The 14,275-nt window shown below is 34.2% G+C and carries 17 protein-coding genes and 1 pseudogene; 14 read left to right on the top strand and 4 right to left on the bottom strand.

Features of this window, described 5'->3' with window-relative positions; all coding sequences use genetic code 11:
- Positions 1-350 precede the first annotated feature (350 nt).
- Complete coding sequence (locus ACSG5Z_RS07540; protein WP_435711194.1) at positions 351-800, top strand: GNAT family N-acetyltransferase; 450 nt, start codon at positions 351-353, stop codon at positions 798-800.
- A gap of 39 nt (positions 801-839) precedes the next feature.
- On the opposite strand, the gene ACSG5Z_RS07535 is transcribed toward ACSG5Z_RS07540, so the two are convergent.
- Positions 840-1,850 carry a sulfite exporter TauE/SafE family protein gene (locus ACSG5Z_RS07535; RefSeq protein ID WP_435711193.1) on the bottom strand — a complete coding sequence of 337 codons (1,011 nt, stop codon included), beginning with the start codon at positions 1,848-1,850 and terminating at the stop codon, positions 840-842.
- Positions 1,851-1,948: 98 nt separating this feature from the next.
- Between ACSG5Z_RS07535 and ACSG5Z_RS07530 the strand changes: the two genes are divergently transcribed.
- The 10 genes and pseudogenes from ACSG5Z_RS07530 (at position 1,949) to ACSG5Z_RS07485 (ending at position 9,558) form a co-directional block, all read left to right on the top strand.
- Positions 1,949-2,746: a VOC family protein gene (locus ACSG5Z_RS07530; protein ID WP_435711192.1), complete on the top strand. Its 798-nt coding sequence runs from the start codon at positions 1,949-1,951 to the stop codon at positions 2,744-2,746.
- Between the two features lie 14 nt (positions 2,747-2,760).
- Positions 2,761-3,686 (top strand): annotated as a pseudogene (locus ACSG5Z_RS07525) (aminoglycoside phosphotransferase family protein).
- A gap of 13 nt (positions 3,687-3,699) precedes the next feature.
- A complete protein-coding gene (locus ACSG5Z_RS07520; RefSeq protein ID WP_097858963.1) occupies positions 3,700-4,443 on the top strand; it encodes a metallophosphoesterase family protein in 744 nt (247 codons plus the stop codon).
- Between the two features lie 111 nt (positions 4,444-4,554).
- Positions 4,555-4,686 carry a hypothetical protein gene (locus ACSG5Z_RS07515; protein WP_435711265.1) on the top strand — a complete coding sequence of 44 codons (132 nt, stop codon included), beginning with the start codon at positions 4,555-4,557 and terminating at the stop codon, positions 4,684-4,686.
- 99 nt (positions 4,687-4,785) lie between these two features.
- The gene (locus tag ACSG5Z_RS07510; RefSeq protein ID WP_098147946.1) at positions 4,786-5,328 is read left to right on the top strand and encodes a GrpB family protein; all 543 of its coding nucleotides are present in this window, start codon (positions 4,786-4,788) and stop codon (positions 5,326-5,328) included.
- 236 nt (positions 5,329-5,564) lie between these two features.
- Positions 5,565-6,389, top strand: a complete 825-nt coding sequence (locus tag ACSG5Z_RS07505) for a DUF2785 domain-containing protein (protein ID WP_097890263.1) — start codon at positions 5,565-5,567, stop codon at positions 6,387-6,389.
- 106 nt (positions 6,390-6,495) lie between these two features.
- The gene (locus ACSG5Z_RS07500) at positions 6,496-7,482 is read left to right on the top strand and encodes an alpha/beta fold hydrolase (RefSeq protein WP_435711191.1); all 987 of its coding nucleotides are present in this window, start codon (positions 6,496-6,498) and stop codon (positions 7,480-7,482) included.
- 34 nt (positions 7,483-7,516) lie between these two features.
- Positions 7,517-8,188 carry a response regulator transcription factor gene (locus tag ACSG5Z_RS07495; protein WP_088609207.1) on the top strand — a complete coding sequence of 224 codons (672 nt, stop codon included), beginning with the start codon at positions 7,517-7,519 and terminating at the stop codon, positions 8,186-8,188.
- On the top strand, positions 8,185-9,180 hold the full coding sequence (locus ACSG5Z_RS07490) for a sensor histidine kinase (RefSeq protein WP_426706287.1): 996 nt from the start codon (positions 8,185-8,187) through the stop codon (positions 9,178-9,180). The genes ACSG5Z_RS07495 and ACSG5Z_RS07490 overlap by 4 nt, the downstream gene beginning before the upstream one ends.
- Before the next feature lie 63 nt (positions 9,181-9,243).
- On the top strand, positions 9,244-9,558 hold the full coding sequence (locus tag ACSG5Z_RS07485) for a DUF3892 domain-containing protein (RefSeq protein WP_435711190.1): 315 nt from the start codon (positions 9,244-9,246) through the stop codon (positions 9,556-9,558).
- 86 nt (positions 9,559-9,644) lie between these two features.
- Here the strand turns inward: ACSG5Z_RS07485 and ACSG5Z_RS07480 are convergent, their stop codons facing one another.
- Both ACSG5Z_RS07480 and pdxR read right to left on the bottom strand, forming a co-directional pair.
- Entirely contained in the window at positions 9,645-10,085 is a 441-nt protein-coding gene (locus tag ACSG5Z_RS07480; protein WP_016077523.1) for a YaiI/YqxD family protein, read from the bottom strand.
- Between the two features lie 232 nt (positions 10,086-10,317).
- A complete protein-coding gene (pdxR, locus tag ACSG5Z_RS07475; RefSeq protein WP_097890260.1) occupies positions 10,318-11,760 on the bottom strand; it encodes a MocR-like pyridoxine biosynthesis transcription factor PdxR in 1,443 nt (480 codons plus the stop codon).
- A 125-nt stretch (positions 11,761-11,885) separates the two neighbouring features.
- Between pdxR and ACSG5Z_RS07470 the strand changes: the two genes are divergently transcribed.
- Positions 11,886-12,797, top strand: a complete 912-nt coding sequence (locus ACSG5Z_RS07470; RefSeq protein WP_088063852.1) for a DMT family transporter — start codon at positions 11,886-11,888, stop codon at positions 12,795-12,797.
- Positions 12,798-12,815: 18 nt separating this feature from the next.
- Here ACSG5Z_RS07470 and ACSG5Z_RS07465 read toward each other — a convergent pair whose 3' ends face one another.
- Positions 12,816-13,283, bottom strand: coding sequence for an NUDIX hydrolase (locus ACSG5Z_RS07465; RefSeq protein WP_098147947.1), 468 nt, complete (start codon positions 13,281-13,283; stop codon positions 12,816-12,818).
- A 96-nt stretch (positions 13,284-13,379) separates the two neighbouring features.
- On the opposite strand from ACSG5Z_RS07465, the gene ACSG5Z_RS07460 reads away from it, so the two are divergent.
- Both ACSG5Z_RS07460 and ACSG5Z_RS07455 read left to right on the top strand, forming a co-directional pair.
- Positions 13,380-13,781 carry a DUF3980 domain-containing protein gene (locus ACSG5Z_RS07460; RefSeq protein WP_097858987.1) on the top strand — a complete coding sequence of 134 codons (402 nt, stop codon included), beginning with the start codon at positions 13,380-13,382 and terminating at the stop codon, positions 13,779-13,781.
- Positions 13,782-13,798: 17 nt separating this feature from the next.
- Positions 13,799-14,269, top strand: a complete 471-nt coding sequence (locus ACSG5Z_RS07455) for a GNAT family N-acetyltransferase (protein WP_098082545.1) — start codon at positions 13,799-13,801, stop codon at positions 14,267-14,269.
- Positions 14,270-14,275 lie beyond the last annotated feature (6 nt).

The raw sequence follows: 14,275 nt of genomic DNA, 5'->3' as shown, positions 1-14,275 counted from the left end.
AATATATGGCAATTGTAATGACTTTCTGAATATATTGCAAGATATTTTGTTAGGAAAAGTCAAAAAATATCGGTTATTGTATAGGAAACGCTTGCGAAACTCCACTCGAACCTACTATTATGTAACAATAAGCAAAGAAAAAATTGTTATACAAATGTTTCGCAAAAAATATTGAAAAACCCTCTAAAATTAAAAGAAAATTCAGAAAATATAATTCGACATAAGTATCAAAAGAGGATTATTCCTTAAATTCGTTTCAAAGAATAAGTATAAATCTGATAAATAGAATGAATATTCTTTTTATTTCTGGTAAAATTGAAGTATTGTTTAATTGAAAAGGGGAAATCAACATGAAATTAGAAACAGAAAGGCTCTATATAGTACCGTGTACAGAAGAGAGGATGCACGCTGCGAGCAAGCAAGGATATGATAGTGGTCCACATATTGTAGGACATGTAGAAACTGTAAAAAAAGATAAGGAAGTATTACCTTGGGGGGCGTGGTATGTCATTCGAAAAGAAGATGACATCGTTCTAGGTGATATAGGGTTTAAAGGGAAACCAAATGAGGAACATATAGTAGAAATTGGTTACGGATTTATTGAGAAATATTGGAATAAAGGGTATGCGACAGAAGCTGTAAGAGAGCTAATAAATTGGGCTTTTCAAACAGAAGAGGTAGAAACGATTATTGCAGAGACACTTCTTGAAAATATTAGCTCGATTCGTGTATTAGAGAAACTACATATGAAGAGAATTGGCACTACAGAAACGATGATTAATTGGAAAATAGAACAATAAAAAATACCGCTCGAAGTATATCGGGCGGTATTTTTATCGTTATGGTAGCATTTGTTTTTGATCATTCGGATATCCAGCTGTCGATGCGTTAGAACGCTTGGAATGATTGCGAACAGCAATGAAAATAGAAATAATAACGACAAGACCAACTGCCACGTAAGAAAGTGAAATAATAGTTGGATCAACTTTAAATGTAGTAAGCAGTGTACGAATGTTTGTAAAGATAATAAGGCCGCCAACTAATACGCCAAGTAAATGAGAAGGAACGATGCGCACTAGCCATGCAGCGATCGGTGCCGCAACGATACCACCGAGCATAAGAGAAAATACCCAAACCCAGCTTACTTGTTCCCAGCCAAGAGAAATGAAAAAGCCGATTGTTGCAGCGAGTGAGACAGGAAACTCACTCGTGTCTACAGATCCGATAACTTTTCTAGCTTCATTTCCTCTTGCCAAAAGCACAGGTGTCGTAATTGGACCCCAGCCACCACCACCAGTTGAATCAACGAATCCAGCAAATAAGCCAAGCGGAACAAGCTGTTTAGCAGACATACGCTTATTTGAAGTAACAATTTGTTTTTGAATGAGGAATCGTAATAAAATATAAACCCCTAAAGTAAATAAAAATACGGAAATGTACGGTTTAATTACATCGCCAGGTAAATTACTTAAAAAACATGCTCCAATAAATGCGCCAATTGCTCCTGGCAATGTAAGCCTGGAAACGGTATATTTATCAACGTTTCCAAATTTGAGGTGAGATGCACCAGAAGCGGCGGTTGTAACGACCTCAGCTAAATGAACAGATGCGGAAGCTACAGCCGGTGCGATACCAAACATTAATAATAGTGAGGTAGATGTTACCCCGTACGCCATTCCAAGCGCCCCATCAATCAATTGAGCGAAAAATCCAATAATAGCAAAGGCAATTAATTTCTGCATAAATAATCCCCCTGTAATAATAAATGAAAAAGACACTTTTCCCGTATGAGAAAAGTGCCTTTGGTTTTTCCAATCAGCAATAATTAAATTTGTTTCATTATAATACATATTAATCGTATAAATCAACTGGGTTTTAAAGTTTTTTGAATTGAATGAAAGAAAAATAAAATATACAATAAAAGGATGGAGAGAAAGGGGAGAAAGACATGTTACGATTTGATCATCTCGTACACGCAGTACATGGTACACCGGAGGAAGCGGCGAAACAAATGCAGAAGCGTGGATTTCATACTGCACTAGGCGGAGAGCATACGACCTGGGGTACTTGGAATAGTTTATGTTATTTTGATTTATCCTATATAGAATTTTTAGCAATTCAGCATGAAGAAAAAGCGAAGAAAGCAGACAATCCATTAGTACAAGAAACAGTAGTGAAATTACAAGACGGAGAAGGAATGCTACAAATCGCAATTCGAGCAGATGCCATTGAAGACCTAGCAGTTAAGTTTAGTAAGCAAGGTTTACATACGATAGGACCATTTGAAGGGAAACGTATGAGAAAAGATGGCCGCCTTTTAGAATGGAAAATGTTATTTGTAAAGCAAGAGGAAAACGGACCGAAATTACCATTCTTTATACAATGGAATGAAACGGATGAAGAAAGAAGAAACGATTTACGTAACATAGGGACGATCACTGAACATAAAAACAAAGTACAACAAATTGAAACGATTCATTACGCAGTGAAAAATGTTCGAGAAACAGTACGGAAATGGAAAGAAGTAATGGGGCTAACTGCAAGCCAGGTCGTTAAGAATGAAGAATGGAATGCAGAGTGCCAAAGCGTATCATTCGGAGATGTTCATGTGCAGTTTTGTGAACCAAAAGGAGAAGGGTTAGTACTAGAACGTTTGAATCATCATGGCGAATATCCATTTGCAGTGGAGTGTAATGGGGAAAATAAACGAGAGCATGAAGTGTTAGGTAGTTTGTACATATATTGATAGAGGTGAACATAGTGGAAGAAATACTGAGAGAGATAGAGAGAAAACTAGAATGGCCTCGTATTACAAAGTGTACAGCTATTTCAAAAGGTTTTTCACATGAAGAGAAATATAAAATAGAGTGACATATTTTGTAAAAATATGTGATGCTGTTCATTTTGAACGTAAACAAGAAGAATATACGTATATGAAACAATTAGAGTTATTACATATTCCTACGCCTAAGTTCATTCATTTTATAAAGCTGGAGGATTTAAATAAATGTATTCAAGTATTTGAATGGATCCAAGGTGTAAATGGTGAAGAAGGTTTAGGGAAACTATCGGTGGAAGAACAGTATTATGCAGGAAGAAAAGCAGGAGAAGTATTAAAGAGAATCCACTCAATTGAAAGAGAAAGTGCAAGTAATAAATGGGAAACGGTTCGATGGAATAAATACGAAAGATACGTAGAAGCGTTAGCAAACTATGAAATAGACTTCCTTGATTTGAAGCCAGTATTAAGTTTTGTAGGGGAGCATAAACAATTATTGAAAAATCGCCCAATCACATTTTTACACGATGACTTCCATCCAGCAAATAGTATGATTCATAATAAGGAGTTTATCGTTATCGATTTTGGTGGATATGATTTTGGCGATCCAATACATGATTTTTATAACGTAGCGATCTTTACTACAAGAATAAGTAAACCATTTGCGGTTGGACAAGTTTACGGTTATTGCGGGGGAGAACCGTCACTTCATTTTTGGCAACTGTATTCATTATATGCAGCAATGACATTCCCAGCTGATATCGTATGGACAAACCGAAGCACGCCACATTTAGTAGATGATATGAAGGAAAGATTGAACGGAATTTTAGAAAATCATAACAATTTTTCATCCTATATTCCAAAATGGTATCAATCACAACATGAGGATATAATAAACAATAAGTAATGGAGGGATTTATATGGATAAAATAGCGGTAATTTCAGATATTCACGGTAATATTCCAGCTTTAGAATCTGTGCTGCAAGATATTAAATTAAGAGGAATTGAGCGCATCATTTGTCTTGGAGATTTAGTCGGAAAAGGCCCTCATTCTAGCGAAGTGATTAAAATCATTCGTAAAGAATGTGATGGAGTTGTAATGGGAAACTGGGATGATTTCATTACAAAACCGACTGAATTTGAAGCCTTAAAATGGCATCAAAAACAATTATCAGAAGAACAAAATGACTATTTAAGAAGCTTACCATTTTCAATCGAATTTTTTATGAGCGGCAAACTGATTCGTATGTTCCACGCATCACCGAGAAGTTTATATGAAAGAATTCAACCACATGCCTCAAGAGAAGAACGTATTAGTATGTTCGAAAACAGTGAGCTCACAGAGAATATAGAAGGGGAAAGAAAACCCGATGTCGTTTGCTACGGTGACGTTCACCAAGCATTCGTTCAAAACTTCAGAGGGAAAACGTTATGTAATTCTGGTAGTGTAGGTAATCCTCTTGAAATTACACAAGCTTCCTATTTAATATTTGAAGGAACTTATAATGAAAAAGAAGCAGCGAGCTTTTCTATTCAACTCGTACGTGTACCATATGATATTGAACTAGCCATCAGACTAGCAGAAGAACTCGATATGCCAGAAATTGAAGAATACAAACAAGAATTACGGACTGCTTTATATCGAGGGTTTAAGGGAAAGTAAGCCAATCATAATATATCAACGATTTTTTCGATATATCGACTTACCGACAAATAATGGTATGAATTGTCACCTGTAATCATGTTATGTAAACTAATTGTAGGAGGAAATATCATGAACCGAATACAACGCATGAAAGAAATTGCAGATCATATTTTAAAATTAAATTTAACACATCCAATAAGAGTTGGAGTAAGTGGTATTACAGCTTCAGGAAAAACAACATTTGCAAACGAACTAGCATAATCCGAAAGAGTGTGCGGATATTGTATTTCGAAATAGTAATTTTGATGATCCGGTAATTGTATTTAAAGGAATCTAAAATCGTGAAAGGGGCTGCTTTGGATGGATAAGAAAGATAATCTGAACGATTGGCCTGTATGGGCGAATGAGTCAGTAGAGATAGTTAATGCAAATCCTGATTGGCAAGATAAAGGCCAATGTGAAGAGCAGCAATTATATGAACTGCTTGCTCCTCTAGGTATAAGCAAAGTAATACATATAGGAAGTACATCCATACCTGGTTTACCTGCAAAACCTATCATTGATCTAATGGCTGAAATAGACTCATTTGAAAGAGTACTAGATATTTCAGCTACATTGGCCATATATAATTGGCATTATGTAAGCCCAGAATTAGATGAAAGACCTTGGAGAAGATTCTTTGTGAAAGTTAAGAATAATAGGCGTGTAGCACACCTGCATTTAATGGTTAAAGGAACTGAGCGATGGGACCATCAACTTTTATTTCGTAACCGCTTACGAGAAAATCCACAATTAGTTTATGATTATTCAAATCTGAAACAAGATTTAGCTAAAAGATATAACCAAGATAGAGAAGCATACACAAAAGCTAAAACAGAGTTTATTAAACAAGTTCTAAAATGATGCAACCTTTTATTGTAACTACGTTTGAATATAAAAGAAAAAACATACTGTATTTTATAACTTAAACTGACATGAAATGCATGTAAACAAAGTGAGAGACTGCGATGTTCTAATGTATTTCCTTTTATTTATCAGGATAAATTTTATATAATTGAATCAAGTTCATATAAGGATAGGCAATTACAGGGGATAAGGCGAAAATATGTTAATAAAGTAAAAAGGGGACAGGAAATATAATGAATGAAGTACTAGAACTAAAAGAAGAACTACTACAAATTAAAAATAATAATTATGCTGTACCAGAAGACGTAGATGCATATCCATATGCGCAGTGGATGTTAGATTATATCGGTTCACCTGATGCTGAATTACGTGATGATTTAATTTATAGTACGCTTCACACATGGATTACAAATGATGAATTTAGACAAAAAGAGTTACGAGGATTAATGTTACAAGCAATTAGTCCTGATTATTTATTTTATAAAATTGGTGAAAAGGGCACAGACTCTGTATTTAAACGTGCATTCTCCGTACTAATTCCACCACTTATTTTATCTGTTCATGAAAGAGAACCACTTTTATCTGAAGAACAACTGTACAGTGTGGCAGAACAAGTGTTGGAATATGTATATTTAGAAGAAGATGTAAGAGGTTACGTAGAAGGAAAAGGTTGGGCACATTCTACAGCACACGCTGCTGATGCACTTGATGCTTTAGCACGTACTATACAAAATCGTGAGTTTTCATATGCGATTCTTGCAGCTGTTCGTCAGAAGGTTCGATTAAGTGATTACGTGTATGTGCACTTTGAAGATGAGAGATTAGTAAAGCCGATTATGTCTTTACGTAACCAAAATCTTTTAACTGAAGAAGAGTGGAGCAACTGGTTACATAGTATAGCAACTGTTGAAGACATTCGACATCCGCAGCATGCTATTTTAGTACAAAATATTAGAACTTTCCTAAGAAGTTTTTATTTCAGAGTTTTAGAGGCAGAAGGTAGTACAGCCTTTACAGATGATATATTGGAGACTTTGAAGGGTTTGCGTAGGTATTAAAAGTGATTCATCCTTAGAAACAATGAATAGATATTAATTTTGAAAAATTTATTAGAAATTTATTTTTATATTGTACCCTTTCAATATAGGTTGAAAGGGGTGTCAAATGAAAAAATTATTGAAGTCAGTGAAAATAATATTTTTAATGTGTATTAGTATGATTTTCTTTGGAACAGGCGCTGTATTTATATATCATAACTATCAATTAAAAATCGAATCGAAATTAATGAAGAATGAAGGTGAACTTGTTAATTTCGATAATAAAAAAGTGAATATTTATAATGAGGGGAGCGGGGAGGATACATTTGTATTTATGGCCGGATCTGGAATTGCCGCTCCTGTTTATGAATTGAAAGGCTTATATAGTAAATTTTCAAAAGAAAACAAGATTTCTGTAATTGAGAGAGCGGGTTATGGATACAGTGATGTTTTTCAAGATGATAGAGATATTGATACGATATTAGAACAAACGAGAGAAGCGCTTATTCAAAGTGGAAATAAACCACCTTACATTTTAGTACCACACTCTCTATCGGGAATAGAGGCTATTTATTGGGCACAAAAATATCCAAGTGAAGTAAAAGGGATTATTGCATTAGATATTGGTTTACCTAAACAGTACGTAACTAATAAAATAGGTATGCTTGATTCATTAAAAATAAAAGGGATGAATATTTTAACGAAATTTGGTTTTCAGAGATTAGCTCCCTCTATTACTTATAATCCCGAAGTCATTCGTCAATCCTTTTTAAACGAACAGGAAAAAGATATTTATAAAGCGCTTACGTTTAAGAGGGCTTTTAATGATGATATGAAGCAAGAACTTTTACAAAGCTACAATAACAGTAAAAAATCAAATTCCTTATCGATCCCAAAAGAAACACCAATGTTATTTATAGATGCGATTGCTAGGCAATATAAAGATTCGAATTATACAAAGCAAAAAAACGAAGATTATAAGGAGTTTGCTAGCAAGTTATTAATAGCTGATGTAAAAATAATTGAAGGTACACATAGCATTTATTTATACGCTCCTGATGAAATATACAAATTTACTATGGACTTTATTAAGAATAAAGTAATGAAGAACTAAGCTATTGTTATTTTAGTGATGAAAGGTCTACATAATGAAAGTATATAACATATTAATTGTTGAAGACGATTTGATTATAGGAGAATTATTACAAAAAATTTTACAGCGCGAGAAGTATAATGTGTGTTGGGAAAAAGAGGGAAGGAAAGTTCTTGATGTAATTCATGAAATAGATTTAGTCATAATGGATGTTATGTTACCAGGCGAAGATGGTTATCAAATTACAAAGAAAATAAAAAATCTAGGATTAAATATTCCAATTATATTTCTATCAGCTAGGAATGATATGGATAGTAAACTAAAAGGTTTGACTATTGGAGAAGAATACATGATAAAACCTTTTGATCCTAGAGAGTTGTTGTTAAGGATTCAGAAAATGTTAGATAATCAATATGGTACATTCACGCAAATTAACCATTTATTTATAGATGCAGAATATAAAAGAGTTTTCATTAATGATTTGCGTAATGAAGTTGCTTTTACAGCAATCGAACGTAAAATATTCTTCTATTTATATGAAAATAGAGATAGAATTTTATCGAAAGAACACTTCTATGATTACCTATGGCAACTTGAAGATAGAAATCAAAATATCATGAACGTACATATAAAGAAAATCAGGACCAAAATTGATGATAAAACGGGTGATATTATTCAGAACATATATGGAGAAGGGTATAGACTAAATACCTATATGAAGAAATGAACTTAAAGAAAAAATATCAGTTACTATTACTCTCCGCTATTATTAGCGTACCACTGTTATTATTGTCAATTAGTATCTTTGTATCAGTTATTTATAATGTTGTCTTTAAAACTAAAAATAAGAACATTCCTTTTCACGAATCCTATGCATATCCTACGATGTTAATCATATTTTTATTATCACTATTAATATTAGCTTTTGTATTTTCAAAATCGATTAACACAGTATTAAATAAAATTAATGTATTAAATCAAACGATTCGAGATTTAGCAAGTGATAAAAAAATCCCTAATATAATAAATGTTAAAAGTGATGATGAAATGGGAGAGCTGATTAAATCAGTAAATTTGCTTATAGAAAGAACAACTTATCGAGAATTAGAACTACAACAACAGGAACAAATAAAAAAGGAACTATTAAATAAATTACGGCATGATATTAATACACCCTTAACAGCAGTCAGATTACAATTATATTATTTAGAAGGTGAGTACAAGGAACAAGCACCAGTACTTGAATCAATGTATGAGCAGATACAATATATAAGTGATTTAACTAACGAATTTAATATTCAATCTACAGAGACCTTAGAGAATACTTATATTGTGAATGATGAAGTTAATATACATAATTTAATAGAAAATATGATTAAAAAATGGAGCTATTTGTATAGCATTCATAAAATTGAATTAGCATATAATCTACAAGATAAAGAGTTGATATGGAATAGTAATGAGTTATGGATGCAAAGGTTATTTGATAATATTTTTCAAAATGTCCTTAAACATTCTAAAGCTAAAAAACTCAAAATTATTATAGATGAAGATATTGTTTCCTTTAGAGATAATGGGATTGGGTTTGATATAAACAGTAAAGGTACGGGACTTGGTTTGAAAAATATTGAAGATATATCAAAGATGTTCGATGTAAAATACACTTTACAATCAAATAGTGGGGGTACTATGTTTTCATTTGAAAATACTAAAGTTTAGAGCAAATTACATAAAACCAACACCTCCCAACCATACTAATAAAATGTGTTGGAGGTGAATGTTATGGACGAAAAAGACTTTGAAAAAGTTTATAATGATTACTTACATCAAGGAGAAGGGCAAGCTCAATTTGAAGTAGACAATGAAGTCAATTCAGGAGCAGAAGAAATTGTTGCCGTTCGTAAAAATGATGATGGTGATTTAATTGCGTTTAAAACAAGTAGCGGGAGAGAGTTAGATTATATGACTGCTCTTAGTGAAGCGAAATTAGGGAAGTTAGCTCATGTAGATGTATTTCATAAGTATGGTAGAGATATTATACGTAGTGAACCGGATGGAATAAAAGAAAATAACTTAGATAATTTACCTTCATTTTAAAAGGGTAAACCTCAAGAAGAGAATGTTCATTTGGATATTCTCTTCTTTGTTTTGCGAAGTTTTCCTAGCAAATAGACAATTCATTTTTAAAGTGCGATCATACTTTTAAAGAGCGCTCTAAATTTCTCTTTATCTTCTGCTGTAAATGGTTTCGGTCCCTTTGTACGCTTACCACTTTTTCGAACCATTGCACTTAAATATCGTGTTTGTAACAATTGTTCAATGTTATCATTCGTATACTTATAGCCTTTATGGTGTAGAACGATACAACCTTTTGCTAAAGCGAGCGAAGCAAGACCGTAATCTTGTGTTACGATTAAATCTTCTTTTTTTGCTAACTGCATAATTCGGTAATCTGCAGCATCTGCTCCAGAATCAACATAAATTGTTTCCACACCTTTAGGCTGCTGAGCATTAGAATAATGAGAAAAGCTAGTAACTAGAGTTACAGGAATTTCTGCACTCGTAGCTTCAAAAATAATTACATCTTTTACAGGACAAGCATCTGCATCAACGTAAATTTTCATTTTTACCACTCCTATAAAGTGAAACTTTAATCAGTGGGGGGGGATTCATCCTCCACTGATTATTAGTTGAACCAATCGGGCATTTACGGGCAGTTGATCTCCCACCTAACTTCTTTGTTACAGCTGAATTTTGAGTTGGGAGTTTTATTGCCCGTTAATGCGGGGGAACTAGGTTCGTGTTGATAATAATGGTAGATTTTTCTTTTGTCAAACGATAGAGCTTTATGTAAAGTTATTTTTCACAAACTAAAATAGCTTCTCGCAAACGAGAAATACCTTCCTCAATTTGATCAATATTCACTTTTCCATAAGATAAACGAATATAACCATCTTTCGCGCCAAAAATACTACCTGGCATAAAGGCGATTTCTTGTTTTAAACTTTGCATAATAAGTTGCTTTTCATTTATTGGTTCTTTTAATTTTCCCCATATGTATATACCACCGGTCGGGTTTGAAAAAGAGATTTTATCGTGAAGTTGCTCGTTTAGGGCACGAACGATAACGTCTCTTTTTTCTGCTAGTTGTTTTCGTAACGGCACGATATGAGACTGAAATGGTACGGTTTCGAAAAATTGCTGCATAAGCCACTGCGGGAAAATACTCATGCCTAATTCCATTTGGTGTCTTGCGTCGGATAATCTTTCTACTACAGACTGCGGGGCGACAAGCCAGCCGACTCGTAAACCTGGTGCAATCATTTTTGATAAAGAATGTACATAAATGACAGTTCCGTTCTCATCAATCGATTTTAAAGTAGGGCAAGGCTGTTTCTTTTCTAGCGTAAGTAAACTGGACGGATCATCTTCCACAATCGCAATTCGTAAGTCTGCACAAAGTGATAACAGTTTTTTTCTACGGTTTGGATGAAGCATAGTTCCCGTAGGATTTTGGAAGTTTGGATTTAAAAAAATCATTTTAATACGATGCTTTCTATATAATTCTTGCACATCATCCGGATTAATACCATGTTCATCGACAGGTAACGGGAAAATACGAATACCTGCTGATTGGAATAACGGTAAGGAATAACAGTGTGAAGGACTTTCAAAAGCAACTGCATCACCGGGATTTAATAAACATTGAACGATAAGGTGAAGTGCTTGCTGTGCGCCAGATGTAATCATAATGGATTGTTCAGTCGCTTCAACTTTTAAATATTCCTTCATATATTTTACGACCGCTTGTCTTAGCGGCAGATAGCCTTGCGGATGATCGTAACTTAATGAATGCGTTAACGGTTGTTCTCGTAAAATCGTTTGTAGTTGATCGTGAGGATAGAGGTTACAACCGAGCTCTCCATTTGCAAAATCTATAATGTTTTTATTTTGTTGTACTTCCGCTCGAATATGGCGAAGTAAAGGTAAGTTTGGTAAGAAAGTACCACCTTCTACGAAATTTCTCCAGTTCGGCGTTAATGTTGGAGAAACGCCCCACATATGTGTACTTACACGTGTCCCTTTACCAGTCGTACTTTCTACAATTCCCATAGCGCGTAGCTCATTATAAGCAGTCGTTACTGTACTTCGGTTTACATTTAACTGTGTAGCTAATTTCCGTTCGGAAGGGAGGAAGCTACCTGGAGGAAGTTCTCCGTATGTAATACGTTTTTCAATAAAGTCAACAACTTGCTGATAAATAGGAATTTTACTGTCGTTATCTAGCTTCCATTCCATACAAACACCTCCGCATCTCTTATATACAATTAAGTATAACAAATTGGCTGGGTAAAAAAACAGCCAATTGGACGGTGTTATATCCAGCCAATTTTACTATGCTAAATATGGAAGGGGAGATTCGGATGAAACGATGGCAAATGGAATGGCTCCTAGTATCAGTAGCATTAGTATGGGGAGCAAATTATACAATTGGAAAGTATGGCGTGGCATATATGTCATCCATTCAATTTAATAGTTTACGATTTTTAGTAGCATCTCCGGTATTATTACTTATTACATTTATGATGGAACGCTCATTACGTATTGAAAGAAAAGATTGGTTACGATTAGTAGCAGTCGGTATCGTTGGTACGGCAATGTATCAAACGATGTTTATGCTATCTGTGAAATATACTTCAGCAACGAACGCCTCATTATTAATTGCGATGTCACCTATATTTACAGGGATATTAGCAGTATTACACAAACAAGAACGTTTTTCGATGAAAGTACAAATTGGTTCAATAATAGCGTTTATTGGTGCAGCATTCGTTTTATTAACAGGACATACAGGAGGAGCTACTTATGAATATGCGTGGCTCGGAAATGTAATTGGATTAGTCGCAGCAATTGCGTGGGGATGGTATCCAATATTAGCGCAACCTCTTATTACAAAATACTCCGCAATGAGAGTCACATCATGGTCTACTTTAATTGGGATAGTACCACTTGTTATATACTGTTTATTCAACGTAAATTCTTTAACGTGGCCAGTAGATACGCCAAGCTGGGGATCACTAGCATATTCAATCATCTTTGCAACCATCTTCGGACTAGCAATGTGGTATGTCGGTATTAGTCAAATAGGTTCAACAAAAGTAATGGTTTATATGTATCTCGTACCATTATTCGCAGTTATCTTTGCAGCAGTAACAATTGGGGAGCAAATTAATATGATGCAACTCGTTGGCGGACTTATTATCTTTGTGGGTCTATATGTTGTAAAAAAAGGCGGAATGAAAAAGCCAGCTCTCAATTTGAAAAAAGTAAGTTAACAGTAAAAAGGATCTCTTTCATATAGAAGGAGATCCTTTTTGTTTTCGTAATAAAAGGGTTTGTTTAACAGCCCATTTTTGATGATCGTGAAGGAGAAGTTGGACAGCAAGTAAAGGAGACATCCACCTTAGAACATGATCATCCTCACAGTTTTCAGTTTGTTTCTGCACCACGTTCGCAATATAAAAGAACCCGTCATTTAAATAATATATATCTTCCTTTTCTGCATAAAAATATCGAGCCGCATTACCAATATATTGATCAATTTCAATTGCCCATCCTAATTCCTCTAGTAGTTCATGGTGCAAACACTCTTCTTTTGTTTCATTACCTTCCATACCACCACCAGGTAAAAAGTAACGGTCTCCTTTTTGGATAACAGCAATCATTGAAGAAGATGAATGGAAAATAATCGCATAACAACTAGGTCTTAATACATAATGAGCTGTAGATTTTTTCAAGCCAAACGTAAGTTTTGAAATCATAAAATACGACCTTTCTCTATAAAATACATAAAAGGAATATTAAGGTAAATGCAGAATGGTATAATTATAATCTTAATAGATTGGAGTGGTAACAACATGATAAATCGAAAATGTTCAAGGTGTAAAGAGATAACAGGTACGCTGCACGGTGGTAAAAAAATTAAGGAAGAATTTTTATGTGAGGACTGTTTGCAAAAAGGAATTGCGAACGGGGAAATCGAATTATCACAAGTGGAGCAAGAAAAAACTTCGTATCTTTCTATAAAAATATTAAAAATAATGAGTGTTATTTATTTAATAGTATCTATTATAACCCCTTTTTCTGCTGGAGCATTTATACAGGATCCAGGGCTTGGTGGAATATCCTTTTCAATAACAGGTGCAGTTGGTGTTATGATAATTGGATTGATATTCCAGTCTGTTCTTATATTTTGCGGGATATGGGTATTCATCCTATTAGTAGAAACAGTCATTAAAATATATGAAAAAATGAAGTGAGTGAGAGGGAGAAACATATGCGAGTTAGAAACATCCAAGGGGAAGATTATGTAAAGATTAATTCTGTTTTAAATGATTGGTGGGGCGGGAGAGATATGTCTGCTATGTTGCCAAAACTGTTTTTCGTTCACTTTCAAGAAACAAGTTTTATCATTGAAGAAGATGGAGAAACGTTAGGTTTCTTATGTGGATTTTTTTCACAAACATATAAAGATGAAGCATACGTTCACTTTATCGGTGTAAATCCGAAGTATAGAAGAAGAGGAATCGCATCGACATTGTATTCTTATTTCTTTGATGCCGCTCGTGCAAATAACCGTAAAGTTGTAAAAGCAATTACCTCACCAGTTAACAAAAAGTCGATACAGTTTCATCAAGAAATCGGTTTTCGGATTGAGGCTGGGGATGATGAGGTAGAGGGTGTATCGGTACATACAAATTATGATGGGAACGGCGGTAGTAGAGTTTTGTTTTTAAAAAATGTATAAAAGTAG

Origin of the sequence: Bacillus pretiosus (assembly GCF_051294775.1) — a bacterium.
Lineage (GTDB): Bacteria > Bacillota > Bacilli > Bacillales > Bacillaceae_G > Bacillus_A > Bacillus_A wiedmannii.
Note: the sequence above shows the minus strand (reverse complement) of the source record. Positions and strands in the feature narration are given on the sequence as shown.